Annotated in this window: 28 protein-coding genes and 1 pseudogene; 11 read left to right on the top strand and 18 right to left on the bottom strand. The window is 67.0% G+C overall.

All coding sequences use genetic code 11. The features are described from left to right. Window positions 1-3: 3 nt before the first annotated feature. Entirely contained in the window at window positions 4-906 is a 903-nt protein-coding gene (locus SH584_RS08055; RefSeq protein ID WP_322841710.1) for an SPFH domain-containing protein, read from the bottom strand. Between the two features lie 94 nt (window positions 907-1000). Here SH584_RS08055 and SH584_RS08050 point away from each other — a divergent pair, with 94 nt between their 5' ends. Continuing rightward, window positions 1001-1921 (top strand): isoaspartyl peptidase/L-asparaginase family protein, encoded by a 921-nt coding sequence (locus tag SH584_RS08050; protein WP_324806159.1) that lies wholly within the window; start codon window positions 1001-1003, stop codon window positions 1919-1921. On the opposite strand, the gene SH584_RS08045 is transcribed toward SH584_RS08050, so the two are convergent. From SH584_RS08045 to SH584_RS08020, 6 genes are read right to left on the bottom strand one after another with little or no spacing between them, the layout of a single operon-like run. After that, a complete protein-coding gene (locus SH584_RS08045) occupies window positions 1897-3036 on the bottom strand; it encodes a GNAT family N-acetyltransferase (RefSeq protein ID WP_324806157.1) in 1140 nt (379 codons plus the stop codon). The genes SH584_RS08050 and SH584_RS08045 overlap by 25 nt on opposite strands. Further along, window positions 3023-3733, bottom strand: a complete 711-nt coding sequence (locus tag SH584_RS08040; RefSeq protein ID WP_324806155.1) for a glycerophosphodiester phosphodiesterase family protein — start codon at window positions 3731-3733, stop codon at window positions 3023-3025. Before SH584_RS08040 ends, SH584_RS08045 begins: the two co-directional genes overlap by 14 nt. Next, a complete protein-coding gene (locus tag SH584_RS08035; RefSeq protein ID WP_324806153.1) occupies window positions 3708-4169 on the bottom strand; it encodes a RidA family protein in 462 nt (153 codons plus the stop codon). The genes SH584_RS08040 and SH584_RS08035 overlap by 26 nt, the downstream gene beginning before the upstream one ends. Before the next feature lie 32 nt (window positions 4170-4201). Next, a complete protein-coding gene (locus SH584_RS08030; RefSeq protein WP_324806150.1) occupies window positions 4202-4951 on the bottom strand; it encodes an SDR family NAD(P)-dependent oxidoreductase in 750 nt (249 codons plus the stop codon). After that, window positions 4948-5559, bottom strand: coding sequence for an HAD family hydrolase (locus tag SH584_RS08025; protein ID WP_324806148.1), 612 nt, complete (start codon window positions 5557-5559; stop codon window positions 4948-4950). Before SH584_RS08025 ends, SH584_RS08030 begins: the two co-directional genes overlap by 4 nt. Next, window positions 5556-5822 carry a DUF3572 family protein gene (locus tag SH584_RS08020; RefSeq protein WP_324806146.1) on the bottom strand — a complete coding sequence of 89 codons (267 nt, stop codon included), beginning with the start codon at window positions 5820-5822 and terminating at the stop codon, window positions 5556-5558. Before SH584_RS08020 ends, SH584_RS08025 begins: the two co-directional genes overlap by 4 nt. A gap of 57 nt (window positions 5823-5879) precedes the next feature. Here SH584_RS08020 and SH584_RS08015 point away from each other — a divergent pair. Next, a pseudogene (locus SH584_RS08015) lies at window positions 5880-6227 on the top strand (response regulator); the annotation flags it as partial. A 124-nt stretch (window positions 6228-6351) separates the two neighbouring features. Here SH584_RS08015 and rpmG read toward each other — a convergent pair. Further along, a complete protein-coding gene (gene rpmG, locus SH584_RS08010) occupies window positions 6352-6519 on the bottom strand; it encodes a 50S ribosomal protein L33 (protein ID WP_322841718.1) in 168 nt (55 codons plus the stop codon). Between the two features lie 172 nt (window positions 6520-6691). On the opposite strand from rpmG, the gene SH584_RS08005 reads away from it, so the two are divergent. The 3 genes from SH584_RS08005 (at window position 6692) to SH584_RS07995 (ending at window position 8980) form a co-directional block, all read left to right on the top strand. Further along, complete coding sequence (locus SH584_RS08005; protein ID WP_324806143.1) at window positions 6692-6955, top strand: hypothetical protein; 264 nt, start codon at window positions 6692-6694, stop codon at window positions 6953-6955. 79 nt (window positions 6956-7034) lie between these two features. After that, window positions 7035-7346, top strand: a complete 312-nt coding sequence (locus SH584_RS08000) for a hypothetical protein (RefSeq protein WP_322841720.1) — start codon at window positions 7035-7037, stop codon at window positions 7344-7346. A gap of 35 nt (window positions 7347-7381) precedes the next feature. Beyond that, complete coding sequence (locus SH584_RS07995; protein WP_324806141.1) at window positions 7382-8980, top strand: cisplatin damage response ATP-dependent DNA ligase; 1599 nt, start codon at window positions 7382-7384, stop codon at window positions 8978-8980. On the opposite strand, the gene SH584_RS07990 is transcribed toward SH584_RS07995, so the two are convergent. Both SH584_RS07990 and SH584_RS07985 read right to left on the bottom strand, forming a co-directional pair. Continuing rightward, complete coding sequence (locus SH584_RS07990) at window positions 8977-9495, bottom strand: GNAT family N-acetyltransferase (RefSeq protein WP_324806139.1); 519 nt, start codon at window positions 9493-9495, stop codon at window positions 8977-8979. The genes SH584_RS07995 and SH584_RS07990 overlap by 4 nt on opposite strands. 83 nt (window positions 9496-9578) lie before the next feature. Beyond that, window positions 9579-10472, bottom strand: coding sequence for a cold-shock protein (locus tag SH584_RS07985; RefSeq protein WP_322841723.1), 894 nt, complete (start codon window positions 10470-10472; stop codon window positions 9579-9581). Window positions 10473-10727: 255 nt separating this feature from the next. Here SH584_RS07985 and SH584_RS07980 point away from each other — a divergent pair, with 255 nt between their 5' ends. Genes SH584_RS07980 through rpoN form a run of 5 tightly spaced genes read left to right on the top strand, consistent with a single transcriptional unit; the run spans window position 10728 to window position 14792 of the window. Then, entirely contained in the window at window positions 10728-11351 is a 624-nt protein-coding gene (locus SH584_RS07980; RefSeq protein WP_324806137.1) for a ribonuclease D, read from the top strand. Window positions 11352-11356: 5 nt separating this feature from the next. Then, window positions 11357-11995 carry an LPS export ABC transporter periplasmic protein LptC gene (gene lptC / locus SH584_RS07975; protein ID WP_324806136.1) on the top strand — a complete coding sequence of 213 codons (639 nt, stop codon included), beginning with the start codon at window positions 11357-11359 and terminating at the stop codon, window positions 11993-11995. 5 nt (window positions 11996-12000) lie between these two features. Next, on the top strand, window positions 12001-12525 hold the full coding sequence (locus SH584_RS07970; protein ID WP_324806135.1) for an LptA/OstA family protein: 525 nt from the start codon (window positions 12001-12003) through the stop codon (window positions 12523-12525). Window positions 12526-12530: 5 nt separating this feature from the next. After that, window positions 12531-13313 carry an LPS export ABC transporter ATP-binding protein gene (lptB, locus tag SH584_RS07965; protein WP_322841727.1) on the top strand — a complete coding sequence of 261 codons (783 nt, stop codon included), beginning with the start codon at window positions 12531-12533 and terminating at the stop codon, window positions 13311-13313. A gap of 18 nt (window positions 13314-13331) precedes the next feature. Continuing rightward, window positions 13332-14792, top strand: coding sequence for an RNA polymerase factor sigma-54 (gene rpoN / locus SH584_RS07960; RefSeq protein ID WP_324806132.1), 1461 nt, complete (start codon window positions 13332-13334; stop codon window positions 14790-14792). A gap of 146 nt (window positions 14793-14938) precedes the next feature. Here rpoN and SH584_RS07955 read toward each other — a convergent pair whose 3' ends face one another. The 5 genes from SH584_RS07955 to recF form a co-directional block, all read right to left on the bottom strand. Further along, window positions 14939-15709, bottom strand: coding sequence for an endonuclease/exonuclease/phosphatase family protein (locus SH584_RS07955; protein WP_322841729.1), 771 nt, complete (start codon window positions 15707-15709; stop codon window positions 14939-14941). A gap of 34 nt (window positions 15710-15743) precedes the next feature. Next, window positions 15744-18272, bottom strand: coding sequence for a DNA topoisomerase (ATP-hydrolyzing) subunit B (gene gyrB, locus SH584_RS07950; RefSeq protein WP_324806130.1), 2529 nt, complete (start codon window positions 18270-18272; stop codon window positions 15744-15746). Window positions 18273-18433: 161 nt separating this feature from the next. After that, window positions 18434-19879, bottom strand: a complete 1446-nt coding sequence (locus tag SH584_RS07945) for a S41 family peptidase (protein WP_324806127.1) — start codon at window positions 19877-19879, stop codon at window positions 18434-18436. 54 nt (window positions 19880-19933) lie between these two features. Further along, entirely contained in the window at window positions 19934-21454 is a 1521-nt protein-coding gene (locus SH584_RS07940) for a DEAD/DEAH box helicase (protein WP_416385122.1), read from the bottom strand. Window positions 21455-21620: 166 nt separating this feature from the next. Continuing rightward, window positions 21621-22697 carry a DNA replication/repair protein RecF gene (recF, locus tag SH584_RS07935; protein WP_324806125.1) on the bottom strand — a complete coding sequence of 359 codons (1077 nt, stop codon included), beginning with the start codon at window positions 22695-22697 and terminating at the stop codon, window positions 21621-21623. Between the two features lie 36 nt (window positions 22698-22733). Here recF and SH584_RS07930 point away from each other — a divergent pair, with 36 nt between their 5' ends. After that, complete coding sequence (locus SH584_RS07930; protein ID WP_324806122.1) at window positions 22734-23207, top strand: hypothetical protein; 474 nt, start codon at window positions 22734-22736, stop codon at window positions 23205-23207. 32 nt (window positions 23208-23239) lie between these two features. Here SH584_RS07930 and SH584_RS07925 read toward each other — a convergent pair whose 3' ends face one another. The 3 genes from SH584_RS07925 to SH584_RS07915 all read right to left on the bottom strand — a co-directional run bounded on the left by SH584_RS07925 (window position 23240) and on the right by SH584_RS07915 (window position 25767). Next, window positions 23240-23980: a DUF2059 domain-containing protein gene (locus tag SH584_RS07925; protein WP_324806121.1), complete on the bottom strand. Its 741-nt coding sequence runs from the start codon at window positions 23978-23980 to the stop codon at window positions 23240-23242. A 7-nt stretch (window positions 23981-23987) separates the two neighbouring features. Continuing rightward, window positions 23988-25091 (bottom strand): DNA polymerase III subunit beta, encoded by a 1104-nt coding sequence (gene dnaN, locus SH584_RS07920; RefSeq protein ID WP_324806118.1) that lies wholly within the window; start codon window positions 25089-25091, stop codon window positions 23988-23990. 115 nt (window positions 25092-25206) lie between these two features. Continuing rightward, a complete protein-coding gene (locus tag SH584_RS07915; protein ID WP_324806117.1) occupies window positions 25207-25767 on the bottom strand; it encodes a fasciclin domain-containing protein in 561 nt (186 codons plus the stop codon). Between the last annotated feature and the right edge of the window lie 15 nt (window positions 25768-25782).

Genomic DNA, 25782 nt, shown 5'->3' with positions numbered 1-25782 from the left:
GCTTTACTGGTAGAGCGAGCCGGCGTTGACGACGGGCTGCGTGTCGCGTTCGCCGCACAGCACCACCATCAGATTGCTGACCATCGCCGCGCGACGCTCATCGTCAAGCTCGACCACATTCTTCTCGCTCAGCATCGACAGCGCCATCTCGACCATGCCGACCGCACCTTCGACGAGCGTCTGTCGAGCCGCGACGACCGCCTGCGCCTGCTGGCGACGAAGCATCGCCCCGGCGATTTCCTGCGCATAGGCAAGGTGGGTGAAGCCGCATTCGTCGACCGTGATCCCCGCGACCGACAGGCGCGCGATCAGCTCCTCGCGAAGCTCGGCCCCGACCTCGTCATGATTGCCGCGAAGCGTGACTTCCATGTGCGCGAAGTCGTCGTAAGGGTAGCGCGAGCCGATGGTGCGGATCGCCGCCTCCACCTGAACCTTCACGAATTCCTTGTAATCGTCGACGTCGAACAGCGCCTGTGCGGTATCGACCACGCGCCAAACGATCTGCGCCGCCATCTCGATCGGGTTGCCGCGCAGGTCGTTGACCTTGATCCGCTCGGAAATGAAGTTGTTCGAGCGGACCGAAACCTTCTTGCGGATCATCCACGGCAGGACCCAGCGAAGCCCGGTGGACCGGTCGCTGCCCTTATAGTCGCCGAACAGGGTGATCGCTGCCGCCTGATTGGGCTGCAGCATGTAGAAGCCGCACGCGACGAACAGCAGTAGCAGCGGCGAGATCACCGTCGCCGCGATCTCCAAGGCCCCATGGCGATCGTTGGCAAGGCTCACGACCCCGAACACCTGCAACGCGATGACCGCCAGCAGGACGAGCAGCATGATATACCCGCTGCCGGTCGACGCGGTGCGCTCCCGGCTGCTGTTCAGTGCGAAATTTGCCGAGTCGGCCATGAGTCCCTCCCTGTTAAACTGATATCTATTTAATATCATTTTGAAGCGTGCGCAAGTGGTGGCGCGAAGGTCTTCGTGGCGGTAGGGCGGCGCCATGAGCTGGAAACTGATGATCCACGGCGGGTCGGGCGCGATGCGGCCTGAGACCGTTTCGCCCGAACAGGAAGAAGCGGCGCGCGCCGGACTGGAAGCGGCGCTCGACGCGGGTGAGAAGGTTCTCGCTGCTGGCGGCAGCGCGCTCGATGCGGTCGAAGCGGCGGCGCGGGTGCTGGAAGACGATCCGGCCTTCAACGCTGGACGCGGCAGCGTGCTCACCGCCGAGGGCCATATCGACTGCGACGCGGCGATCATGGACGGGCGCGACCGGAGTGCCGGCGCGGTCGCGGGTTTGCGGACGACGCGCGCGCCGATCAGCGCGGCGCGCGCGGTGATGGCGCATAGCCCCCACGTCCTGCTGACCGGCACCGGCGCCGACAGATTCGCGCGCGACCATGGGCTGGAGCAGGTCGACAATAGTTGGTTCGAAACCCCGCTTCGCCGGGCGCAATTGGAAAAGGTCATGGCGGCGGGCGGCGCGTTCGATGCCGACATCAAATATGGGACGATCGGCGCGGTCGCGGTCGATTCGGCAGGCCATGTCGCCGCCGCGACGTCGACTGGCGGCCTCACCGCCAAGCGCTGGGGCCGGATCGGCGATTCGCCGCTGATCGGAGCGGGCACCTACGCCGACGACCGCGCCGCCGCCGTCAGCGCCACCGGACTTGGCGAAGCCTTCGTCCGCGCCGCCGCCGCGCATGAATTGGCCGCGCGAATCCGCATCGGCGGAGAAAGCCTGCAGACCGCGCTCGACGCGGTGCTGGCCGACGTTCGCTCGCTTGGCGGCACCGGCGGGCTGATCGCCGTGTCGCCATCGGGCGAGGCCGCGTGGGGGTTCACCACGCCCGGCATGTATCGCGGTGTTGCTGGGCCCGAGGGTCGCCGCGTCGCCGTCTATGCCGAGGGCGTCGAGCGGTAGGGCAAGGCGGCCATCGCCCATTCGCGTTCCTGCGCCACCGCTTCGCGCTCGCGCACCAGGAAGTCGGCGATCGCGCGGCGGAAGCCGGGATCGGGAATGTAGTGGACCGAGGGGGTGATCACCGGCTCATAGCCGCGCGCCAGCTTATGCTCGCCCTGCGCCCCGGCCTGAACCGCGGGCAACCGGTTGGCGATCGCCCACTCGATCGCGCGATAATAGCTCAGCTCGAAATGGAGGAACGGCACTTCCTCCTCCGCGCCCCAATAGCGCCCGTAGAGTGCATCCGCCCCGACGAAGTTGAGCGCACCGGCGATGGGCCGTCCATCGCGATACGCCATGAACATCAGCAGCGCGTCACCCATGGCCGCGACCATTCCGTCGAAGAAAGCGCGCGTCAGATAGGGCCGACCCCATTTGCGGCTGCCGGTGTCCTGGTAGAAGCGCCACATCGCGGCGACCGCCTCGCGATCGATGTCGGCGCCGCGAAGCGTCCGCACCTCGAGCCCCTCGACTGCCGCCGCCCGCTCCTTGCGAATGACCTTGCGCTTGCGGCTCGACAGCGCGGCTAGGAAGTCGTCGAAATCGGAGTAGCCGCGATTGTGCCAGTGAAATTGCAGCCCGTCGCGGCGAAGCCAGCCGCGCGTCTGGGCGCGATCGGCCTCGTCGTCGGTCAGGAAGGTAATGTGCGCCGACGATAGCTGGTTCTGGACCGTCACCGCCTCGATCGCCGACAGCGCGGCGTCGGGCGACGAGCCCAGCAGTCGCCGCCCCGGGCATGGCGTGAACGGCACCGCGACCTGCAACTTGGGATAATAGTCCCCGCCGGCGCGCTCCCACGCGTCGGCCCAGCCATGGTCGAAGACATATTCCCCCTGGCTGTGCGTCTTCAGCCAGCCCGGCACGGCCGCCACCGCGCGGTCGTCACGATCGACCAGGATGGGAAGCGGGCTCCAGCCCTGCTCGGCCCCGACGCTCCCCGACGTTTCGAGCAGGTTGAAGAAGGCGTGGCGCAGGAACGGGTCACCGGTCCCGGCGAGCGCGTCCCACTCACTGGCCTCGATCGCGCCGAACCCCGACGCGATCCGCGCGGTCAGCGCCGCTTCACGGTCGGCCATCGGCTTCCCAGATCAGCGCATCGGCAAAAGGCGCGGTCGCCTGCCGTTCCTCGGCACTCGCAATCGTCCAGCTATACACCGGCATGTCGCGGCGCGCGTCCTCGACCCAGCGCTTGCCGAGGCAATGACGGTCGACGGCGATGAAGTGCGGGTCGGCGAGGTTCATCGCCACCCAACGCTTGAAGTCGGGCAAACTGTCCCGGACGACCAGCCCGCGGCGAATGAGGATGGCATTGGCGGCCAGCCAGCGGATCAGGCGCGGGTCGAAGCTCATCACGCCGACGCGCCCGCGATAATCGCGCAGCGCCGAAACCAGCGCCGCCCCGAACCGCGCCACGTTCCCGTCGACCTTCGCTTCGAGCAGTAGCGGCACCTGCCCATCGACGAGGTCGAGCCACTGGCCAAGCGTCGGGACCGGTTCGCCCGCGACCCGAAGCGATGCCACCTCGGCCAGGGTCAGGTCGCGGATCAGAGCGGGGTTGCCGCACAACCGACTCGCATCTTTGTCGTGGAAGACGACGATTTCATCGTCGGCGGTCAGCCGGAGATCGCATTCGATCCCGGCGCCCATCTCGATTGCGGCCGCGGCCGCGGCGAGGCTGTTCTCCGGGATTTCGGGCCAGCGATGAACGCCGCGATGCGCGAACCCGGCGGGGCCGGGCTCAAGTGGATCAGGCGCGGATCGCGACGACCGCATCCACTTCGACCGCGACGCCGAGCGGAAGCACCGGAACGCCGACCGCCGAGCGGGCATGACGGCCGGCTTCGCCGAACACGTCCTGCATCAGTTCCGACGCGCCATTGGCGACCTTGGGCTGGTCGGTGAAATCGCCGGTCGAATTGACGAACACGCCAAGCTTCACGATCCGCTCGACGCGGTCGAGCGAGCCGAGCGCGTTGCGCAGCTGCGCCAGAAGCATGATTCCGCAACGACGCGCCGCGGCCTGTCCCGCTTCAAGGTCCATCGTCTCGCCCAGCCGGCCGGTAATCAGGCTGCCGTCTTCGGCAAAGCTGATCTGCCCCGACACGTGCAGCAGGCCATTGGCCTCGACGAAGGGGACGTAGCTGGCCACCGGGGCGGCAGCGGCGGGGAGGGTGATGCCGAGTTCGGCAAGGCGCTGATCGATGCTCATGACCCGCGCTCAACACCCTTGGCCTGCCTAGGTCAAGCCTCGCGGGTCACCGCGAAACCGCCCCAGCTCTGGCTGACGGGCATCAATTCCAGTGCGTTGATGTTGAGGTGCGCGGGCAGCGTCGCCACCCAGACGATCGTCTCGGCGATGTCCTCGGCGGTCATCGGGTTCATGTTGGCATAAAGCGCATCGCTCGCCGCCTGATCGCCGCCGTTGCGGACCAACGTGAATTCGGTCTCGACCATGCCCGGTTCGATCGAGGTGACGCGCACTCCGGTCCCGGCAAGGTCGCAGCGCAGGCCGAGCCCGAACTGGCGAACGAACGCCTTGGTCCCGGCGTAGACCGCGCCGCCCTTGTACGGATAGGTCGCGGCGACCGACGACAGGTTAATGATGGCGCCCTTCGTCTCGATCAGCGTCGGCAACAGCGCGCGGGTCAGTGCGACCAGCCCGGCGACATTGGTGTCGATCACCGTGTCGATCGGCGCCTGCTCCGCATTCTGCAGGTCGGTCATCGGCGGGGCGAGCCCGGCGTTGTTGACCAGCAGGTCGATGCGGCGGAACTGTTCGGACAGGCTCGCGATCGCAGGCTCGATCCCCGCGACGTCGCGCATATCGAGCGGCAGCGGATGACATCCTGCGCCCAGATCCGCCATCAGCGCGTCGAGCCGGTCGCGGCGCCGCCCGGTGACAATCACCTGCCAGCCGTCGGCAACGAGGCGCCGAGCGGTCGCTTCGCCGATTCCCGACGTTCCGCCGGTGATGAAAGCGGTCTTGGTCATGCGGTCAGCCTTTCCAGCAGCCAGCCCGTCGCGGTCGGCCAATCGTCGATTCGCGCCTCGGCTTCCTCGGCCTTGGGAACGACCGGGGCCAGCCGCGGCTCGGCGACCATGTGCAGTCGGTGAATCTCCGGCGCGTGCTTGGCGACCGAGGCATGGTGAACCGGCAGGTCGTCGACGAAGGCGGCGCGGGTGGCGCGGTGGCGCTCGGCAATCTCGCGTGCCGGAACGCCCTTGCCGCCCGAATTGCACACTACTTCGTGCGCGATGCCGTGGCTGGCGAGCTGGTCGACTCGCCACGGGTGCGCCAGTTGGGGGATGTTTGTCAGGATGACGATGTCGGCGACTTCGCCGATCCGTCCCAGCGCGTCGAGCGCGCCGGGGACGAGCGTCTGGCGATGCATTTGCGTTTCGAAAAATTCGCCGAGCAACGGCCACACGCGCTCGATTGCCACCGGCTCGCCGGTCACCTTGTCGGTCATCGCCTCGCCGAAGCCGCCGCGTTCGAACGCGAAGTCGAGCCCGTGCGCCTCGTCGAGCCATTGGTCGAAGTGCGACACCATGTGCAACAGCACTTCGTCGCAATCGGTGATCAACAGCGGGCGGTTCATCGTTCAAGCTCCGATCGCGCCGCAACCAGCACCGTCGGGGCGACGCCGATCGCATCGGCCACCGCGATCAGGTCGGGCTCGTGATTCTCCAGGAATTCGAGCGTCGCGGCGAGGATCGAGGTCTCGCCGGCACGCTCGCGAAGCTCGTCGACCTCAAGCCCGGTCAGGTCGAGGAAGCGGCGCGCGCGGCGCTCGTCGCTAAGCGTCGCCGCCAGCGCGGCCAGGGCAAGCGCCTCTGGGTCATTTGTCGGATGGGTCAACATCGCCTATCTGTCGGGAAGTCACGCGTTCGATTGTCAGGGGTTTAGCTATTGGCCAGGATCCTGGTTGTCGAGGACAATGCCCTGAACATCAAGTTGTTCTGCGACCTGCTGACCGCCCACGGGCATGAGACCGAACCGGTCACCGACAGCCGCGAAGCGCTCGACGCGGCGCGGGCGTTCCACCCCGATCTGGTGATTACCGACATCCAGCTTCCGCACATCAGCGGGATCGAATTGATGCAGCAGCTTCGCGCCGACGATGAGTTGAAGCGGGTCCCGATCATGGCGGTGACCGCTTATTCGGCCGCGGGCGACGACGAGCGAATCCGCGCCGCGGGCGCGCAGGCCTATGTCGCCAAACCGATTTCGGTGATGAAATTCGCTGAGACGGTCGACCAATTGCTGGAAGACGGCCCTGTCGGCGACGCCGAGGAAGCGCCAAACGAATCGGGCGGCCTCGTTTCCGAGACCGCCCCGATCGATAGGCAGAAGATCGACCCCGGCGCGGAGCCGGGGCAACCCTGACGGGTTACTTGATCTTCGCTTCCTTGAATTCGACATGCTTGCGCGCGACCGGGTCGTACTTGCGGAACGACATCTTCTCGGTCGTGTTGCGCGGGTTCTTCTTGGTCACATAGAAAAAGCCGGTGTCAGCCGTGCTGACGAGCTTGATCTTGATGGTTGCCGGCTTGGCCATCGCAAATATCCTGGTGCGCTAGAAAATATGAAGGCGGCGCATGACGCCGCCCGAACCCGCGCCCAATGGCGGCGCAGGGGTCAAAAGTCAAGGCAGCCGACACCCGCGCCAGCGACCGTCGATTTACCGCAGGACGCGCCTCATGTATCCATGCCGAACGAAGGAGTTGCTTATGATGAAGTCATTATGCGCCCTCGCGATCGTCTCCGCCGCTTGCGCGCCGGCCTGGTCGCAGACCGTGGGCGGAAGCGTCTCGACCGGCTCGGCCCGTCACTTCAGCAATCTGGCGATGAGCAGCCAGCCCCCCAGCGACACGCTCCGGTCGCGGCCCTGCCTCGTCCGCAAGTCCAATGGCCGCGTCGAATGCCGCACTCGGTATGAGTGGGAGCAACTGGCCAAGCAGATCGAGCAAAAGCGCGAGGCGAGACCGAAGTAACCTCAGGGTTCGACGCGGTTTTTGACTCGGCGTTAACCATTTTCGGCGACGGTGATCCTCCCAACGAGGATTCAACGTCATGGCCGCTTCCGAGTCGCTCAACATCGTCCGCGCCCGAATCGGCGATCGCATCGCCGACATCGAACGTCGCGTCTCGCGACTTCGTCCAGTGGACATCGCCGCGCGGATGGAAGCGATCCGTGCGCTGGCCGCCGACCATGGGCTGACCGCGCTGGAGGGGCTGGCCGACTATGGCGCGCACCATGCGATGATGCCGGGCCATGCGCAGGCGACGCGCGCCTGCCTCGACCACATGGACGAAGCGCTCGACAGCGACCGCGCCGCCGACCGCGAATCGATCCTCGCCGCGCTGGCGATCCGGCTCCACTGAGGAACCCAAGCGCCGCCCTCATGCATTGAGGCGGAATGCGCGCCTTTTCCCAGCTGCTCGACGACCTCGTCTACACGCGATCGCGCAACAGCAAGCTGACGCTGATCGGCGACTATTTGAAGTCCACCCCCGATCCCGATCGCGGCCTCGCGCTCGCGGCGCTGACGAGTACCCTCGACATTCCCGCGGTGAAGCCGGCGGTGGTCCGCGCGCTGGCGGAGGAGCGGATCGACCCGGTGCTTCTGAAGATGAGCCGCGACTATGTCGGCGACATGGCCGAGACGGTGTCGCTGCTGTGGCCAGCCCCCGAAGGCGAGCCGGGCGAGGTCGACGACGGCTCGATCCGGCTTAGCGACGCGGTCGACCGGCTTCGCAGCGCCAGTCGGTCCGACGCGCCGAAGGTCCTTGCCGACATGCTCGATCACCTCGACGCGTCGGGGCGATTCGCGATCCTCAAGCTCGCCACCGGCGCGCTGCGCGTCGGCATTTCCGCGCGGCTGGCCAAGCAGGCGCTGGCCGACGCCTTCGGCCTCGACGTCGAGCAGGTCGAGGAGGTATGGCACGGGTTAAAGCCGCCCTATGCCGAACTGTTCGACTGGGGCGAAGGCCGCGCCGAGCAGCCGACCGCCAAGGACATCCCGGTGTTCCGGCCCTTCATGCTCGCGCATCCGCTCGACGAGGGCCGCGTCGATCTCGCCGATTATGCCGCCGAGTGGAAATGGGATGGCATCCGCATCCAGCTGGTCCACGCCGGCGGCGACACGCGCCTCTACAGCCGCACCGGCGACGACATTTCGGGAAGCTTTCCCGACATTGCCGAGGCGTTCGCGACCAAGGGCGTGCTCGACGGCGAATTGCTGGTGCGCGGCGAAACGCAGGGCGCCGATTCGCACGGCGGCGCCGCCGCCAGCTTCAACGCGCTCCAGCAGCGGCTCGGCCGCAAGAACGTCAGCGCCAAGGTGCAGGGCCAATTCCCTGCCTTCGTCCGACTGTACGACATCCTGTTCGACGGCGACGAGGATCTGCGCGCGCTAGGCTGGGAGGACCGGCGCACGCGGCTCGAAGCGTTCGTCGCCAGTCTCGACAGCGACCGCTTCGACCTGTCGCGCCTGATCGAGGCCGACAGCTTCGAAGCGCTTGAGGAAAAGCGCGCCGGCGTGCGCGACGAGGGCGTTGAGGGCATGATGCTCAAGCGCCGCGATTCGCCCTACGTCGCCGGGCGCCGCGTCGGCTTATGGTACAAGTGGAAGCGCGACCCGCTCACCGCCGACTGCGTGATGATGTACGCGCAGCGCGGGTCAGGGAAGCGATCGAGCTACTACAGCGACTACACCTTCGGCTGCTGGAACGAGGCGGGCGAATTGCTGCCGGTCGGCAAGGCCTATTTCGGCTTCACCGATGAAGAGCTGAAGTGGCTCGACAAGTTCGTTCGCAACAACACGCTCAATCGCTTCGGACCGGTGCGCGAGGTCGAAAAGTCGCTCGTCCTCGAAGTCGCGTTCGATTCGATCCACGCGTCGAAGCGGCACAAGTCGGGATTGGCGATGCGCTTTCCCCGGATCAGCCGAATCCGCGATGACAAGCCGGCGCACGAGGCCGATCGCGTCGAGACGCTGTTGGCGCTGGCGACCTAGAGCGGTTTTTCGAGCACCACGAAGGCGAGGTCGTCGCGCTTGGGAAGGCCGAAGCGCGGGTCAGTAGCGGGAAAAGGGCGGCGCTCGCCGGTCAGGCGATACCCGCGCCGTTCATACCAGGCGATCAGTTCGGCGCGCTGTTCGATCACCGTCATTTCCGCCCGAGTCGCGTCGAAATCTTCGCGGGCACGGTCTTCGGCCGCCGCGAGCAGCATCCGGCCGATCCCGCCCGCCTGCAGATCGGGAGCAACCGTGACCATGCCGACATAGACCAGCCCTTCCCCCTTGTCGGTCAGCGCGATGCAGCCGTCGATGCGGTCGCCATCGCGAAGCACCAGCAAGCGCTGCGCCGGATCGGCAATCGTGTCGGTGAGTGCCTCGGTATCGGTGCGTTGACCATCGAGCAGGTCGGCCTCGTGGCTCCAGCCCTGCCGCGCGCTCTCGCCACGATAGGCGCTTTCGATCAGCGCATGGAGCGTGGGGATGTCGTCGGGCCGGGCGGGTTCGAGGTGCATCGGCAGTTCATGCCCCAATCGATGCCCACGAAAAAGCCCGCCCGGATCGCTCCGGGCGGGCCCATTCTTGTCGGATCGACCGATCAGCCCTGGAGGGGCGACAGGTTGACCGCGGCGAACTTGCCGCGACGATCGACTTCGATGTCGAACTCGAACCGGTCGCCCTCGTTGATCGTGGGCAGGCCGGCGCGCTCGACCGCCGAGATGTGGACGAAGGCATCGGCCTGTCCGTCATCGCGGCTGATGAAGCCGAAGCCCTTCATCGCGTTGAAGAACTTGACGGTGCCCTGCGCCTTTTCGCCGGTCAGCTGACGCTGCGGTCCGCCGAAGCCACCGCCGGCGGCATCGCGAGGGGCGCCTTCGCGCGGTGCCGGGGCACCGGTGCGAACGACTTCCATCGGCTCGCCGTCGATCTTCAGGTTGGTCGCCGAAATGCGGCCACCGCGATCGACGAGCGTGAAGTCCACCGGCTGGCCGTCGGCCAGGTCGGTCAGGCCTGCCTGCTCGACTGCCGAGATGTGGACGAACACGTCTTCGCCGCCATCGTCACGGACGATGAAGCCGAAGCCCTTTTGCGGGTTGAAGAATTTGACGATGCCCTTGCCTTCGCCAACGACCTGGGGAGGCATGCCGCCGCCGGCACCGCCGCCGCGGAATCCACCGCCGCCGCCGCCACCGCCGCCGAAACCACCGCCGCCGCCGCCACCGAAGCCGCCGCCACCGCCGCCGCCACGATAACCGCCACCGCCGCCGGCGTTACCGCCGTAGCCGCCGCCACCACCGCCGCCGCGATAGCCACCGCCACCGCCGCCGCCAGGGCCGGCATAGCCGCCGCCCGGACCGCCGCCGAAGCCGCCGCGATCACCGAAACCGCCGCGGTCACCGCCGCCGAAGCTTTCGTCGCCACCACCAAAACCGTCGCGCTTGTCACGGCCGCGACCACCGCGGTCACCCTTACGCCCTCGATCGAACCCCATGGAAATCCAAACTCTCTTCTGCCCCGTCATCGAAAAACCAACGCGCTGGGCATGGCGCAACCGGTCACCCGCGCGGAATTGTCCGCACGCATGGCGCGAGTCTCTACAGGAAAAACGGCGGCTATCCTAGTGATTCGATGGTAAAGGCTGGCAGCACCGACCAAATTGCGATTAAGGCAGGCAATCCTGCGCGCCGTCACGCCGCGTTCAGGCGCCCGAGGTCAGGGCACGCCTTATGAGGAAACGCGTCAAATCATGAGCATCCACTTTCACGAAGAAGATCTTCCCGCCGGTGAATTGTTCGCGCCCGACGCGGCGATCGCGGTCGATACCGAGGCGATGGGCCTGATCCCGGGCCGCGACCGGCTGTGCCTGGTGCAACTGTCTGACGGCAGCGGCACCGAGCATCTCGTGCGATTCGGTCCCGACAGCGACTATGCCGCGCCGAACCTGAAGAAGCTGCTGGCCGATCCCGAGCGCTTGAAGCTCTACCATTTCGCGCGGTTCGACATCGCCATCATGCGGGCCTACCTCGGCATCATGGCCGCGCCGCTGTATTGTACGCGCACCGCGTCAAAGCTGATCCGCACCTACACCGACCGCCATGGCCTGAAGGAACTGGTCAAGGAATTGCTTGGCCAGGACCTGTCGAAGCAGCAGCAAACCAGCGACTGGGGCGCGGCCGAGATCAGCGACGCGCAGCGCGAATATGCCGCGAGCGACGTGCGCTATCTCCACCAGTTGAAAGCCAAGCTCGACATCCGGCTGGAGCGCGAGAATCGGGTCGAGCTGGCGCAGGCCTGCTTCGATTTTCTTCCGGCGCGCGCGCTGCTCGACCTAGCCGGCTGGGCCGAAGACGACATCTTCGCGCACAGCTAAACCCAATGTCCGACGCCGCCACCAAGGATCGCGCGATCAAGCGCCACTGGGCCGAACCGGGGAGCCGTCACGACAAGACGGTCCGGGCGGCCAAGTTCGGCCTGCCGATCGTGATCGGCGGGTTGGTGCTGTTGCTTGCGATCGCGCCGTTCGAACAGAAGGGCGAAGTCAGCTTTATCCTCGACAAGAACAAGGTCGACGAGGCCGCCGAGCGGATGCGGGTCGAATCGGCGCGCTATGTCGGCCGCGACGAAAAGAACCAAGCGTTCGAAGTCGTCGCCAACCGCGCGGTCCAGCCGTCGAGCGACGTGCCGATCGTGTCGATCGAGGGCATTCGTGCCAGCCTGGCGATGCCGCGCGGGGCGGTCAGCATCGATGCGCTGCGTGGCCGCTACGACCTCGACAACGAACAGGTGTCGATCGACGGCCCGGTGCAGGTCGCCGGACCCGACGGCTATAGCCTCAACACCCGCGACGTGACGGTCGACATGGGCTCGCGCCGGATGCAGTCGAAGGGCGCGGTAACGGGGACGATGGAGCTTGGCGAATTCAGCGCGGGTCGGCTCAGCGCCGACCTTGAGGCTCGCACGGTGACGCTCGATCAGGGCGTGCGCTTGAAAATCCGGCAAGGGGCGGTCAGATGAGGGGCATGAAGCGTTCGCCGATCCTGATTGCCGCCATCGCCACCGCGCTGTTCGGCGCGGGGATGGCCGGCGCGCAGAGCGGAGTGTCGGCGCTTAAAGGCCACAACAGCAAGGCGCCGATCGACCTTTCCGCCGACCGCGCGGAAGCACAGGATCGTGCTGACCGCGCAATCTTCGCGGGCAACGTCGTCGTCCGGCAGGGCGACCTCACGCTCCGCACGGCACGGCTGACGCTGGCCTATGCCAACACCGACGGGATCGACATCAACCGCATCGACGCCAGCGGCGGCGTGACGGTGACCAGCCCGAGCGAGACCGCGCGCGGTGACTTCGCCGTCTACGACCTCAACAAGGGGCTGATCACGATGGTCGGCAACGTCCGCCTTGACCGCGGCGCCTCCTATCTGACCGGCGGGCGGCTGACGCTCGACCTCGACACCGGACGCGCCGTGATGGACGGCGGGGTGCGCGGCATCAACCAACGCGGCGGACGGGTCACCGGCCGCTTCACCGTGCCGCAGCGCAACTAGACACGATGAACGAAGCGCTCCTGGTCGAGCCCGAGGCGAGCGCGCCCGCGGTGTCGGGTCAGCCCGTGCGCGGGCTCGAAGTGCGCTCGATCGCCAAGGCGTATGACAAGCGCGCGGTGCTTCACGACGTCAGCCTGAGCGTGTCGCGAGGCGAAGTCGTCGGCCTGCTCGGCCCCAACGGCGCGGGCAAGACGACCTGCTTCTATTCGGTGATGGGGCTCGTCCGTCCCGACGCCGGCCGCATCTTCCTCGACCAGCGCGATATAACCCAGCTGCCGATGTATCGCCGCGCGATCCTCGGGCTCGGCTATCTGCCGCAGGAAACCTCGATCTTCCGCGGGATGACGGTCGAGCAGAATATCCTGGCGGTGCTCGAAGTGACCGAGCCCGACCGCGCCACCCGCTCCGACCGGCTTGAGCAATTGCTTGGCGAGTTCGGCCTGACGGGCTTGCGCACTTCACCGGCGATGGCGCTGTCGGGGGGCGAGCGGCGCCGCTGCGAGATCGCGCGCGCGCTGGCGGCCGATCCGTCGATCATGCTGCTCGACGAACCGTTCGCGGGCATCGACCCGATTTCGATCAGCGACATCCGCGACCTGGTCAAGGAACTGAAGCAGCGCGACATCGGCGTGCTGATCACCGACCATAACGTGCGCGAGACGCTCGATATCGTCGACCGCGCCTGCATCATCTACGATGGCCAGGTGCTGTTCGAAGGAACGCCGCAGGCGCTGGTCGCCGACGAGAATGTCCGCCGGCTCTATCTCGGCGAAAGCTTCGCGCTCTAACGTGCTAGAATAGCGGCCATGGGGCTGGGTCCGCGTATCGACATTCGGGTGTCGCAGTCGCTGGTGATGAGCCAGCAGCTGCAGGCGGCGATCAAGCTGCTCGCGCTCAGCAACCTCGAAATCGAAGCGGTCATCGCCGAGGAATTGGCCAAGAACCCATTGCTCGAGGCGCGATCGTCCGAGGGCGCGACCCCCGACGACGTGATCGTTCGCCCCGACCGCGAGACTGGCGACGAGGCAATCGACCCGACCGGCGCCGACGAACTGATCGGGCGAATGGCGGGGACCGACGACAGCCCGGTCGACATCGATTGGCGCGAGAGCGCGCTGGAGACCGACAGCCTGGCCGATGTCGGCAGCGGCAGCGGCGGCGGCGAGGCGTTCGACTTTGACCGGCTGGAGGCGTGCGAGAGCGGGCTGTGCGAGCATCTGATGGCGCAGCTTCATGGCGTCGGCGGGACCGAGGGGCGGCTGGCGGCGGCGATCGTCCACGAGCTTGAAGAGACGGGCTACCTCGACACCGACCTGTCGGTCATCGCCGAGGAAATCGGCGGGACGATGCGCGAGGCCGAGGCTGCGCTGGCGCTGGTGCAATCGCTCGACCCGCCGGGCATCGCCGCACGGAGCCTGGAGGAGTGCATCGCGCTGCAGGCCAAGGCGGCCGACCGCTACGACCCGGCGATGGCGCGGCTAATCGCGAACCTCGACCTGCTCGCGCGGGGGCGGATGACGGACCTTCGGCGCATCTGCGGGGTCGATGAAGAGGATCTCGCCGACATGGTGCGCGAGCTTCGCACCTATGATCCCAAGCCCGGCTGCCGCTTCGTCACGAAGGAGCCTGAGGCGATCGTCGCCGACCTGTTCGTGCGGCGGACGAAGGAGGGTTGGCGGGTCGAGCTCAACAACGCCGCGCTTCCGCGCGTGCTGGTCAACCGCCGCTATCATGCCGAGCTGAAGGCGGGGGCAACCGACAAGGCGTCGAAGGCGTGGCTGTCGGAATCGCTGGCGAGCGCGCACTGGCTGGTGAAGGCGCTCGACCAGCGCGCGCAAACGATCGTCAAGGTCGCGACCGAGATCGTGCGCGCCCAGCAGGGCTTCTTCGAGCGCGGGGTGGCCGAGATGCGCCCGCTGACGCTGGCGAAGGTAGCCGAGGCAATCGGGATGCATGAATCGACCGTCAGCCGGGTGACCTCGAACAAATATCTGTCGTGCGACCGCGGGCAGTTCGAGCTGAAGTATTTCTTCGGATCGGGCGTCGGCAGCGACAGCGGCGAGGGCGCGGCGGCCGAGGCGGTCAAGGCCGCGATCGGCAAGCTGATCGCGGCCGAGGAGGAGATACTGAGCGACGACACGCTGGTCGACCTGTTGAAGGCGCAGGGGTTCGACCTCGCCCGGCGGACGGTCGCCAAATATCGCGAGGCGATGGGGATCGGATCGTCGATCCAGCGCCGCCGCCAGCGAAAGATGGCGGGCGGTTAAGTTCACAAAGTTCGTGGAGTGAGGCCACTTTTGAGGCCTGATTTGCGAACTTACGCGTCGCGGGCATCCGGGGCTGATTTAACCAGTGCGCCACGCGAGGCTGACAAGAAATTTCCTACATTTCCAGTCTTATCTAAGCCGGACCGTCAGACGCCGAGCCGTGCCCACACCGGCAGGTGATCGCTGCCCTTGCGCGCTTCGGGACTGGCATGGACGCCGGCGGCCTCGATCCTGAGCGAGGTATGGACCAGGATTCGGTCGAGCGAGGCGATCGGGCGGCGGCTGTGGAAGCTGGGGCCGGTCGGCGCGATCCGGTAGCAGTCGCCGAACTCGCCCAGGCATCCGCCCGCGGCGCGCCATTCATTGGTGTCACCCATCAGCACGGTCGGCATCGGCCGGTGGCGCTTGGCGAGGTGGGCGATGATGCTGCGTACCTGCCGCCGCCGCCACAGCCCGCTGAGGTCGAGGTGCATGCCGATCACGCGCAAATGCTGCCCGCGCACGTCGAGCTCGGCCATCACCGCACCGCGCGGTTCGAGCGTCGGCAGGTGCAGCGCTTCCATGTCGATCACCTCGACATCGCGCTTCACCAGCAACGCATTGCCGTGCCAGCCGAGGTTGCGGGTTGCGAGGCCGAGGCGCGTTTCGAGCCGCTCGCCGAACGGAAAGGCGTGGGCGAGCCGCGAATGGCTGACCCCGAATTCGACCGGCTTATAGAGGCCGTGGCCGTCGATCAGCTCGTGCGGGACCGCCGATGCGCGCGTCCCGAAGCGCTTGTCGGCCTCCTGCAGCGCGACGACGTCGGCGTCGATCTGCCGGAGCACGTCGAGGATGCGGTCGGGGTTACGCTTGCGATCAATCCCGATCGCTTTGCGCATATTGTACGACGCGACGGTGATGGTGGGGGACGCGGTCATCGCAGCGCCAACCGTTGCCGCCCCCCGGTGTTCCTCAAACGTCGAGGTTCGCGACGGAGAGAGCGTTCTCCTGGATGAACTCTCGGCGCGGTTCGACGACGTCGCCCATCAGACGCGTGAAGATTTCGTCGGCGATGTCGGCCTGGGTGACCTCGACGCGGAGCAGCGAGCGATTGGCGGGGTCGAGCGTGGTTTCCCACAATTGCTCGGCATTCATTTCGCCAAGGCCCTTGTAGCGCTGGATGCTGAGGCCGCGGCGGCCCGCGACGAGGACGGCTTCGAGCAGCTCGGACGGGCGGGTGATCGGGATGGTCTTGCCCTTGGTCTCGGCTTCGTCGCTGACTTGCTCTTCGCCTTCCACGCGCCCTTCGACTTCGCTCAGGACGAGCGGATCTTGTTGGACGGGAGTTGCACCACTGCCCTTCTTGAGCGTTTTGAGCACCGCCGGCTTGGCGTAGGTCGCCGATTGTTCGGCGGCGAGCGTGTGGAGCTTGCGCGCTTCGGCGGAGGCGAGGAAGGTCGGTTCGATGATGTAGGCGTCGGTCACGCCGCGCCAGCGCCGCTTGAGCATGTAGCCACCCTCGGCCGCTAGCTCGCCCGACCATTCGGCCTCCAAGTCGCCCTTGCCGAGCCAGCCCGCCACTGTCGCGATCAGATCGCGGCGGCGGTCGGCGCCGAGATCGGGCGCGAGCGCGCCCGACAGCGCGAGCGCTTCGAGCAGGGCATAGTCGTACTTCTTGGGCGCATAGGCCATCAGCGTGCGGACGCGGCGGGCATGTTCGACCAGCGTTCGCAGGTCCTTGCCCGAACGCGGGCCGTCGGCGGTTTCGAGCACCATGCCGTCGAGCCCGGCGTCGACCAGATATTCGTCGAGCGCACTATTGTCCTTGAGGTAGACCTCCGACCGGCCACGCGCGACTTTGTAGAGCGGCGGCTGCGCAATGTAGAGGTGACCCGCCTCGATCAGCTCGGGCATCTGGCGGTAGAAGAAGGTGAGCAGCAGGGTGCGGATGTGCGCCCCGTCGACGTCGGCGTCGGTCATGATCACGATCTTGTGATAGCGCAGCTTTGCGAGGTTGAATTCCTCGCGGCCGATCGAGGTGCCGAGCGCCTGGATGATCGTTCCGATTTCACGGCTCGACAGCATGCGGTCGAAGCGTGCGCGCTCGACATTGAGCAGCTTGCCCCGAAGCGGAAGGATCGCCTGGTTCTGGCGGTTGCGGCCCTGCTTGGCCGAGCCGCCGGCGCTGTCGCCCTCGACCAGGAACAGTTCGCTCAAGGCCGGATCGCGTTCCTGGCAGTCGGCGAGCTTGCCGGGCAGCGAGGCGATGTCCATCACGCCCTTGCGGCGGGTCAGCTCGCGCGCCTTCTTCGCGGCTTCGCGCGCCGCGGCGGCGTCGATCGTCTTCTGGATGATCGAGCGGGCGTTGGCCGGATTTTCCTCGAGCCATTCGGCCATCTTGTCGCTCATCAGCGATTCCAGCGGCTGACGCACTTCGGAGCTGACCAGCTTGTCCTTGGTCTGGCTGCTGAACTTGGGATCGGGCAGCTTGACCGAAACGATGGCGGTAAGGCCTTCGCGCATGTCGTCGCCGGTCAGCGTGACCTTTTCCTTTTTGAGCATCCCCGATTTTTCGGCGTAATTGTTGAGCGTGCGGGTCAGCGCGGCGCGGAACGCGGCCATGTGCGTGCCGCCGTCACGCTGCGGGATGTTGTTCGTGAACGGCAGGACATTTTCGTAATAGCTGTCGTTCCATTCGAGCGCGACGTCGATGCCGATGCCGTCGCGTACCGCCGAGATGGCGATCGGTTCGGGGAACAGCGGCGACTTGGCGCGGTCGAGATATTTCACGAATGCGGCGATCCCGCCTTCGTAGAACAGTTCATGCTCGACCCGCTCCTCGTGCCGCGCGTCGGCGAGGACGAGGCGGACGCCCGAGTTGAGGAAGGCGAGCTCGCGATAGCGATGCTCGAGCTTTTCGAAGTCGAATTCGGTGATCTTGAAGGTCGACGGGCTGGGCAGGAAGGTCACGCGGGTGCCCTTCTTTCCCTCGGGCGCCGGGCCGACGACCTTGAGCGGGGCGACCGCGTCGCCGTGGGCGAAGCGCATGAAATGCTCCTCGCCGTCGCGCCAGATGGTGAGATCGAGGAATTCGGACAGCGCGTTGACGACGCTGACGCCGACACCGTGGAGGCCGCCCGACACCTTGTAGGCGTTGTCGTCGCTGGTGTTTTCGAACTTACCGCCGGCGTGGAGCTGGGTCATGATGACCTCGGCCGCCGAGACGCCTTCCTCGGCATGGATTCCGGTCGGGATGCCGCGGCCGTTGTCCTCGACCGTGACCGACCCGTCGGGATTGAGCTGGATCAGGATGCGGTCGCAATGGCCCGCGAGCGCCTCGTCGATCGCATTGTCGCTGACCTCGAACACCATGTGGTGGAGGCCCGATCCATCGTCGGTGTCGCCGATGTACATCCCCGGCCGCTTGCGCACCGCGTCGAGGCCCTTGAGGACCTTGATCTGGTCGGCGCCATAGTCGTTCTGGTTCTGGTCGGAGGCCATGAGGGGTGATTATCCTGAGGGTAAGTGGAGTGGTTTCGACTTAGTTCGCGAAGGGGCGGCGGGGCGGAAATCCGGTCGGCAAATCGGCGGCCCGCAAGGCGCGAAAAATCATGCCGCCACCATGGCAGATGACGCGCATCAAGCCAAGCTTTTTGGCCATTTCAGGCAACGATGCGAAGCGCCCGTTCGAGCGCCTCGTCACGACCCTGCGCGATTGCGCGGGCCGTCACCGGAACCGCGACGTCGGGGAGGATGCCAGCATCGGGCTGCGGCACGTCGGGGAAGATGCCGATCAGCGGGAGGTCGAACTCGATCCCGCTGTCCGGCAGGCGCGCGAAGAAGAAGGCGCCGCCGTTGATTCCGCCGCGGTTGCCGCCGGTCGGCGCGCCCACGAGCGTCGCCAGCCGCGCCTGCTTGATGCGCTCGGCAAAGCCGAAGGTGGCCGAGCTGTTGGTTGCGGAGGTGAGCACCGCGACCTTTCCCCGGAAGCGCGGCGCGCGCGGCGCGATCGCGTTCGATCCGCCGCTGTCGGCATCGGGCAATCGGAAGAAGCCGCCCGGCGCCGGGCGCGCATCCTTGCCTAGCTCCATGAAGCTCTTGTCCCAGGTGTCGAGCGGTGGACGCAGGTCGGTCGGGACCGAGCGGAAGCGCACCAGCCGCCGCGACGATTGCGGGGGCAGCGGGCGATCGACCAGGTGCGCGATGATCTCGTCCCCGCAATCGAGCCCGCCCTCGTTGGCGCGGATGTCGACGACTAGGCCGCGCGTGCCCGACGAGGCCATCTCGGCGAAACGCTGGTCGATCCAGCCCTTCCAGTCCCACTTGCTGTCGTAGAGCGCCCACCCGGGCATGGTCATCAGCGCGGCGGGGCCGCGGCGTTCAAAGGTCCAGATGGGCGCCGAATCGCCCTTGGGCGGATCGGCGGGGCGGGCCGCGAGACGCGCCGCGCGATCGACCGTCGCGACCCGGCGCATGTCGCGTCGCCCGTCGGGATGGACGAGCCCGAGCTGTACGGTCGGCCCGACCGCGAACAGCAAAGGATGGAACAGGTCGAAGGCTTCGAACTCATCCTCTCCGCGCACTTCCATCAGGTCGATCCGCTTGGCGTCGTTGCCGCCGTCGGCGCGCGCCAGCGGCATCAGCGCGGCAAGGATGCGCTGGGTCGGCACGCGGTCGACCGAGAGGATCTGCGTGCCCGGACGGAGGCCGGTGCGGTGCGGATCGCCGGTAACGACCATTCGCCCGCCGATCCAGCGGAAGCGGAACGGCAGCAGGCGCCGGCCGCCGGTCAGCCGCGCGATCACGGCCTTCGATTGATTGTAGGGATTTACGTAGCTGTGCCCGCAGCGGATCGACGCGAGCAGCCGCGACAGCGCGAGGTAGCGCGGCTCGAACCGGTCGGTGGCGTTCCATGCGCGCTCGAAGGCGGCATGGCGCGCGTCGAACTCGGCGGGCGACTGGTAGCGGAACAGGCCGGGATGGAGTGCCAGCAGGAGCGCGCGAACCCATTGCGGGTCGCTACGCGGCGTGGCGCCGAAGGCCGGGAAGGGAAGGCCCGCCGCGCCAAGCGCGACGAGCATCGAGCGCCGGTCGAAGGCCCTGGTCATGAAGCGGTTCCTCCCGCTTCATGACCTAACCGAAACGTTTCAGGCTGGCGAGGGTCAGCCCTGCGCGCGCTGCGGACGACCGCCGCCGCCGCCACCGGGGCCGCCCCGACGACCGTTGAACGGACGCTTGGGGCCGCCACCGGGACCGGTGCGCTGAGGGCGCGGGGCGCCTTCGCCCGTCGCGATGCGCGGGGTCGAGTTGGAGCGCGGACCGTCGTCGCGGCGCTGGCCGCCGGTCGGCTGGATCGCGGCGCGCGGAGCGGCCGGACGACCGAAACGCTGGCCGTCGCGATCGCGGCGTTCCCCGCCACGCGGGCTGCCGCGACCACCGCCGCCGCCACGCTCTTCGCGGGCCGAGGGAGGAAGCTTGAGCGCCTTGAGCGCCGCCGCGGCCGCGACGAACCCTTCGGGAAGCGGCGACACCGGAATGCGAAGACGCGTGGTCTTCTCGATATCGCGCAGGTTGAGGCGCTCGTCAGGGCTGCAGAACGCGAGCGCGATGCCGTCGGCGCCGGCGCGCGCGGTGCGGCCGATGCGGTGGACATATTGCTCCGGAACGTCGGGCAGGTCGAAGTTGACGACGTGGCTGACGCCCGGGATGTCGATCCCGCGCGCGGCGATGTCGGTCGCGATCAGCACCGGCGCCTGGCCCGACTTGAACGCGGCCATGGCGCGCTCACGCTGCGGCTGCGACTTGTTGCCGTGGATGGCGACGCTTTCGATCCCCGACGCGGCAAGCTGGCGGACGATCTTGTCGGCGCCATGCTTGGTACGGCTGAACACGAGCGTGCGTTCGGCATCGCCCTTCTTCAGCATCAGGGTAAGCAGCGCGGCCTTTTCGGCCTGGTTCACGTGCGTCACGGTCTGCGCGATGCGGTCGACCGTGGTCGCCGCCGGCGTCACCGACACTTCGGCCGGGTTGGTGAGGTAGGTGTCCGCGAGTTGCTTGATCGCCTTGGGCATCGTTGCCGAGAAGAACAGCGTCTGGCGCTGCTTCGGGACGATCTGCACGATCCGCTTCAGCGCGTGGATGAAGCCGAGGTCGAGCATCTGGTCGGCCTCGTCGAGGACGAGAATTTCGAGGCGGCTAAGATCGATCGCACGCTGGTCGACGAGGTCGAGCAGGCGGCCGGGGGTCGCGACGAGCACGTCGAGGCCGCGCGCCACGGCGCGGACGCTCTTCATCGGCGCGGTACCGCCGAAGATCACGTCGACGCTGAGATGAACGTTCTTCGAATAGGTGCGCGCGCTTTCGGCGATTTGGCTGGCGAGCTCACGCGTCGGCGCAAGGACGAGCATCCGCACGCGCTTGGCGATCGGATGGACGCGCGGATTGGCGAGCCGGTCGAGCGACGGCAGCATGAACGCCGCGGTCTTGCCGGTGCCGGTCTGCGCGATGCCAAGCAGGTCGCGTCCGGTCAGGACGGTCGGGATGGCCTGCGCCTGAATCGGCGTCGGCACCGAGTAATTCTTGGTGGCGAGTGCATCGAGAAGGGGCTGCGAGAGCCCGAGGTCGGTGAATTTGGTCAAAAGATATTCCAGTATGAACAGGCGGACGCCCGCGTCGAACGACACGGACCCGCCAGGGGTTGGGTTGTGCACCCCGCGTGAAATGGAGAGCTTGGTAGCTGGGTCGAGACGCGGGCCGGACATCCCTTTGTCGGGGAAGACTCCGATCACGCCGCTTGCAAAGGCGTCTCGTGTTGCGGTGCAATATAAGCGACCGGGCGGATTTGTCCAGTCACCCGCCCCGGACGTGGCCATCCTCGACGTAAAAGTGGCTGGTCCGGCCGCCGGGGACTTCGTCGAACAGGCTGGGTTCGGTTGCGGTCATCCACACCTGCCCGCGACCTTCGAGACGCGCGAACAGGGCAGCGCGGCGGCGCGGATCGAGATGCGCCGCCACCTCGTCGAGCAGCAGGATCGGCGGCGCGCCGCGACGGTCGGCAACGAGGTCGGCGTGAGCGAGGATGAGGCCGAGCAGCAGCGCCTTTTGCTCGCCAGTCGAGCCGAGTGCGGCGGGCTGATTCTTGGCGAGATAGGTGACGCCGAGGTCCTGGCGGTGCGGGCCGACCGTCGCGCGTCCTGCCGCGCCGTCGCGGCCACGCGAGGCCTTGAGCGCTGCCGCCAGATCGCCGCCGTCCCAGCCATCAAGCGAGAGCCCGGCGCGGGGAAAGTCGTCGTCGGTGGCGATATCGGCGGCTTCGCTCAGCGACGCGACGGTGCGGGCGCGGGCTTCACCGAGCAGCGCACCATGGTCGGCCATCCCCGCTTCGAGCGCTGCGAGCCAGTCGGGATCGGCGCCGTCAGGCTCGGCAAGCAATTTGTTGCGCGCGCGCATCGCCGCTTCGTAGCGCGAGGCGTGGCGCGCATGGCCCGGCTCAAGCGCCAGCGTCAGCCGGTCGAGGAAGCGGCGCCGATTGCCCGCACTGTCGGCGAACAGGCGGTCCATTGCCGGCGTCAGCCACAGCACCGACAGCCATTCTGACAAGGCATTGACGCTGGCCGCGGCGCCGTTGATCCGCACCTGCCGCCGTTCGGGCGCGGCGGCGAGCGTGCCGGTGGCGACGTCGACCGGATCGCCCGACGAGGGAGCGAGCCGGGCCGCGACGCCGAAGCCGCCAGGGCCGTCCTTGCGCGCCATTTCGCCGAGGCTGGCGCCGCGAAGGCCGCGACCGGGGGTGAGGAGGGAGACGGCCTCGAGGATGTTGGTCTTGCCCGCGCCATTCGGGCCCGACAGCAGCACGAAGCCCGGCGAGGCGAGAAGCTGCGCCTCGCCATGGTTGCGGAAATCGGTCAGGGTGAGGCGCGTGATCACCGTCCGGTGGTAGCGCGTCGGGCGAGTGGAACAAGCATGCGTCGCGGTTCGCTAGGGTCGTGCGACGCAGCGAAGGGGTCGAAGATGGTCAATCCGTGGATCGAATGGCAGCGCCTGATGCGCGCCGGCACGATGATGAGCGAGACATTCCTGGCGTCGCAGGAAGTGGTCAAGCATCGGACCAAATCGATCGAGAACGCGATGAGCGATCCGTTGAATGCCGATCATGTCGAGCTTGGCCTGATGGTCAGCGAGAAGGGAATGGCGTTCGGCACCGCGGGCGCGAGTCTGGCGCGCGACTGGATGGCGATGCAGTCGGACATGAGCGCGCAAGCGGTCGCGATCGGCCAGATGATGATGGGGCAGGTCCCGACGCCACGCGCCGCGCAGGCGATGGTGGCGCGCGGTCAGCGGCTCGGCAGCGCCGCGCTGGCCAGTTCCAACCGCGCGATGCGCCCGATCCACGCCGCCGCGACGGCCAATGCACGACGGTTGAAGAAGAAACGGTAGAGATGCTGGCGCGCCATTCAGGCTAGCGCAGCTCAGTTCTTATTGACCCGTGCGCCCGTGACGCGCTCGAACGCGGCCGCCATCGCCTTTTCGGTTCCCGCCTTGAACTTCGGCCCCGGATCGACGGCAAGCTCGGTCTGGAGTTTCTGCAGGGCGGGCATCAACTTTCTGAAGTTGCGGCCAGCCGACGTGTCGAAGGTCGCGGCGATTTCGGACCGCTCCGCCTCGGTCAAGCCCACGAAGGTGCGGAGCCCTGCCCGCATCACCTGCCGCTGCGTCACGCCGATGTCGATCGGCTTCTTCGCCAGGGCGCGCTCGATGACTTCGTCGCCATCGGCATTTTCGCCCGACATCGTCAGCGTCTTGCGGCCCAATTCGGAACGATAAAAGGTCGTGAGGGTGAGCGCGTCCGATCGCGACATGCCCGACCGGACGATGGCCGCAGCCCGTGGGAAGAAGCGCGCGTCATGCTCGGCGATGAAAACGTCGATCTGGCTTGTCATCGCGTCGATCATGGCCGGGCCCAACGCGGGAAAGGCCTCCAGCATCTTCGCCGCGTCCGGGTTCTTCTTCAGGCCGGGAATGAAGCTCTTTCGCAGGATCGACAGTTCTGCCGCCCGTCGCAGATCGGACGGCGACCAGGCCTGAACGAAGGCCAGCGCCTCGGCTTCGCTCGGCCGTTCGACCGACGCATTTGTCGATGTCTGGCCGAACGACGGCGCTGCCGTCAGTGACGACAAAGCGAGAACGGCAGCGACGAACAGGGTACGCACGGTCGGATCAGACCCGCATCGGCATCAGGACGTAGAGCGCCGCGGCCTTGTCGTTTTCGCGAAGAAGCGTCGGGGCGGCGGCGTCGGCGAGGTGGACTTCGACCGTGTCGCCGTCGATCTCGTGGAGGATGTCCATCAGATAGCGGGCGTTGAAGCCGATCTCGATATTGTCGCTGCCATAGTCGGCGGGGATTTCCTCGACCGCGAGGCCGTTCTCGGGGCTGGTGACGCTTAGCGTGACGCGGTCGCGGTCGACCGCCATCTTGACCGCACGGGTCTTTTCGCTGGCGATGGTGGCGACGCGGTCGACCCCGGCCATGAAGCTTTTGGGATCGAGCTTGAGCAGCTTGTCGTTGCCGGTCGGAATGACGCGGTTGTAGTCGGGAAAGGTGCCGTCGATCAGCTTGCTGGTCAGCACCGCGCTGCCCATGCCGAAGCGGACCTTGGTCGCCGACAGCGAGACTTCGAGCGTGCCTTCGACCTCGTCGAGCAGCTTGCGCAGTTCGCCGACGCACTTCTTGGGAATGATGATGTCGGGCATGCCGTCGGCGCCGTCGGGCTTGTCGACCGTGACGCGGGCAAGGCGGTGTCCGTCGGTCGCCGCGGCCTTCAGCTTGTCGTCGGCGACGTGCAGGAAAATGCCCATCAGATAGTAGCGAGTCTCTTCGCTGGAGATGGCGAAGCGCGTCTTGTCGATGATCTGGCGAAGCGTCGCGGCGGGAAGTTCGAAGCGGGTCGGCAGTTCGCCTTCGGCGATGACCGGGAAATCGTCGCGCGGCAGGGTCGACAGGTTGAAGCGGGCGCGGCCGGCGACGACCTGCATCTTGCCGTCCGAGGCGCTGAGTTCGACCTGGCTGCCTTCGGGGAGCTTGCGGACGATGTCGAAAAAGGTGTGCGCGGAGACGGTGGTGGCGCCGGCCTGGCTGACCTGCGCGGGAACGCTTTCGTCGACCTGCAGGTCAAGGTCGGTGGCCATCAGGCGGAGCGAGCCGTCTTCCTTGGCCTCGATCAGCACGTTCGACAGGATGGGAATGGTGTTGCGGCGTTCGACCACCGACTGGACATGGCCCAGGCTCTTGAGGAGGGTCGCCCGTTCGATCGTCGCCTTCATTGTCTATCCTTGCCCCGTCGCGAATGTCGCTTCGTTATAGCGAGGCAAGGGCAAGGCGGAAGGGGAAAATCGGCGGTTACGGCGTACGGATCGAACGGGTGCGCCGCAGCCACGATCAGCTGGGCATCAGCACCGAATCGATGCGATGGATGACGCCGTTCGACTTCTGCTCTTCAGCCCCGGTCACGGTCGCCTTGGTGCCGGCGCTGTCGGTCAGCACGATCGCATTGCCTTCGCGGGTCGCGGTGATCGTTCCGCCCGCCATCGTCGCGAGCAGGGCCTTGCCGTCGCCATTGTCGATCGCCTTGCCGATGTCGGCGGCGAGGATGGTGCCGGGCAGGACGTGATAGGTGAGGACGCCGGTCAGTTCGGCACGCGCTTCGGGCTTCATCAGCGCGTCAGCGGCGCCGGCGGGAAGCTTGGCGAAGGCCGCGTCACTGGGAACCAGCACGGTGTAAGGACCCGGACCGCCGAGCGTGCCGTCGAGGCCGGCGGCCTTGACCGCGGCGGTGAAGGTCTTCGCATCGCCAAGGCCCTCGGCCAGCGTCGAGGAGCCCGCCGCTTCCTTCGCGGCTTCGGTCGTCGGGGCGGCGGCGTTTTCGCCGCCGTCCGCGCTGCACCCGGCAAGAGCGGTCAATCCAAGGGCCATCGCGGCCAGCCGAACATTCACGCACATGCAGTTACTCCTCGT

This window comes from Sphingomonas sp. LY29, from assembly GCF_035593985.1.
Classification (GTDB): Bacteria; Pseudomonadota; Alphaproteobacteria; order Sphingomonadales; family Sphingomonadaceae; genus Sphingomicrobium.
Note: the sequence above shows the minus strand (reverse complement) of the source record. Positions and strands in the feature narration are given on the sequence as shown.

Excerpts from the sequence above, each read along its gene's own strand:
- SH584_RS08055 (WP_322841710.1), bottom strand. The coding sequence starts at position 906 with ATGGCCGACTCGGCAAATTTCGCACTGAACAGCAGCCGGGAGCGCACC.
- SH584_RS08050 (WP_324806159.1), top strand. The coding sequence starts at position 1,001 with ATGAGCTGGAAACTGATGATCCACGGCGGGTCGGGCGCGATGCGGCCT.
- SH584_RS08045 (WP_324806157.1), bottom strand. The coding sequence starts at position 3,036 with ATGGCCGACCGTGAAGCGGCGCTGACCGCGCGGATCGCGTCGGGGTTC.
- SH584_RS08040 (WP_324806155.1), bottom strand. The coding sequence starts at position 3,733 with ATGCGGTCGTCGCGATCCGCGCCTGATCCACTTGAGCCCGGCCCCGCC.
- SH584_RS08035 (WP_324806153.1), bottom strand. The coding sequence starts at position 4,169 with ATGAGCATCGATCAGCGCCTTGCCGAACTCGGCATCACCCTCCCCGCC.
- SH584_RS08030 (WP_324806150.1), bottom strand. The coding sequence starts at position 4,951 with ATGACCAAGACCGCTTTCATCACCGGCGGAACGTCGGGAATCGGCGAA.
- SH584_RS08025 (WP_324806148.1), bottom strand. The coding sequence starts at position 5,559 with ATGAACCGCCCGCTGTTGATCACCGATTGCGACGAAGTGCTGTTGCAC.
- SH584_RS08020 (WP_324806146.1), bottom strand. The coding sequence starts at position 5,822 with ATGTTGACCCATCCGACAAATGACCCAGAGGCGCTTGCCCTGGCCGCG.
- rpmG (WP_322841718.1), bottom strand. The coding sequence starts at position 6,519 with ATGGCCAAGCCGGCAACCATCAAGATCAAGCTCGTCAGCACGGCTGAC.
- SH584_RS08005 (WP_324806143.1), top strand. The coding sequence starts at position 6,692 with ATGATGAAGTCATTATGCGCCCTCGCGATCGTCTCCGCCGCTTGCGCG.
- SH584_RS08000 (WP_322841720.1), top strand. The coding sequence starts at position 7,035 with ATGGCCGCTTCCGAGTCGCTCAACATCGTCCGCGCCCGAATCGGCGAT.
- SH584_RS07995 (WP_324806141.1), top strand. The coding sequence starts at position 7,382 with ATGCGCGCCTTTTCCCAGCTGCTCGACGACCTCGTCTACACGCGATCG.
- SH584_RS07990 (WP_324806139.1), bottom strand. The coding sequence starts at position 9,495 with ATGCACCTCGAACCCGCCCGGCCCGACGACATCCCCACGCTCCATGCG.
- SH584_RS07985 (WP_322841723.1), bottom strand. The coding sequence starts at position 10,472 with ATGGGGTTCGATCGAGGGCGTAAGGGTGACCGCGGTGGTCGCGGCCGT.
- SH584_RS07980 (WP_324806137.1), top strand. The coding sequence starts at position 10,728 with ATGAGCATCCACTTTCACGAAGAAGATCTTCCCGCCGGTGAATTGTTC.
- lptC (WP_324806136.1), top strand. The coding sequence starts at position 11,357 with ATGTCCGACGCCGCCACCAAGGATCGCGCGATCAAGCGCCACTGGGCC.
- SH584_RS07970 (WP_324806135.1), top strand. The coding sequence starts at position 12,001 with ATGAAGCGTTCGCCGATCCTGATTGCCGCCATCGCCACCGCGCTGTTC.
- lptB (WP_322841727.1), top strand. The coding sequence starts at position 12,531 with ATGAACGAAGCGCTCCTGGTCGAGCCCGAGGCGAGCGCGCCCGCGGTG.
- rpoN (WP_324806132.1), top strand. The coding sequence starts at position 13,332 with ATGGGGCTGGGTCCGCGTATCGACATTCGGGTGTCGCAGTCGCTGGTG.
- SH584_RS07955 (WP_322841729.1), bottom strand. The coding sequence starts at position 15,709 with ATGACCGCGTCCCCCACCATCACCGTCGCGTCGTACAATATGCGCAAA.
- gyrB (WP_324806130.1), bottom strand. The coding sequence starts at position 18,272 with ATGGCCTCCGACCAGAACCAGAACGACTATGGCGCCGACCAGATCAAG.
- SH584_RS07945 (WP_324806127.1), bottom strand. The coding sequence starts at position 19,879 with ATGACCAGGGCCTTCGACCGGCGCTCGATGCTCGTCGCGCTTGGCGCG.
- SH584_RS07930 (WP_324806122.1), top strand. The coding sequence starts at position 22,734 with ATGCGTCGCGGTTCGCTAGGGTCGTGCGACGCAGCGAAGGGGTCGAAG.
- dnaN (WP_324806118.1), bottom strand. The coding sequence starts at position 25,091 with ATGAAGGCGACGATCGAACGGGCGACCCTCCTCAAGAGCCTGGGCCAT.
- SH584_RS07915 (WP_324806117.1), bottom strand. The coding sequence starts at position 25,767 with ATGTGCGTGAATGTTCGGCTGGCCGCGATGGCCCTTGGATTGACCGCT.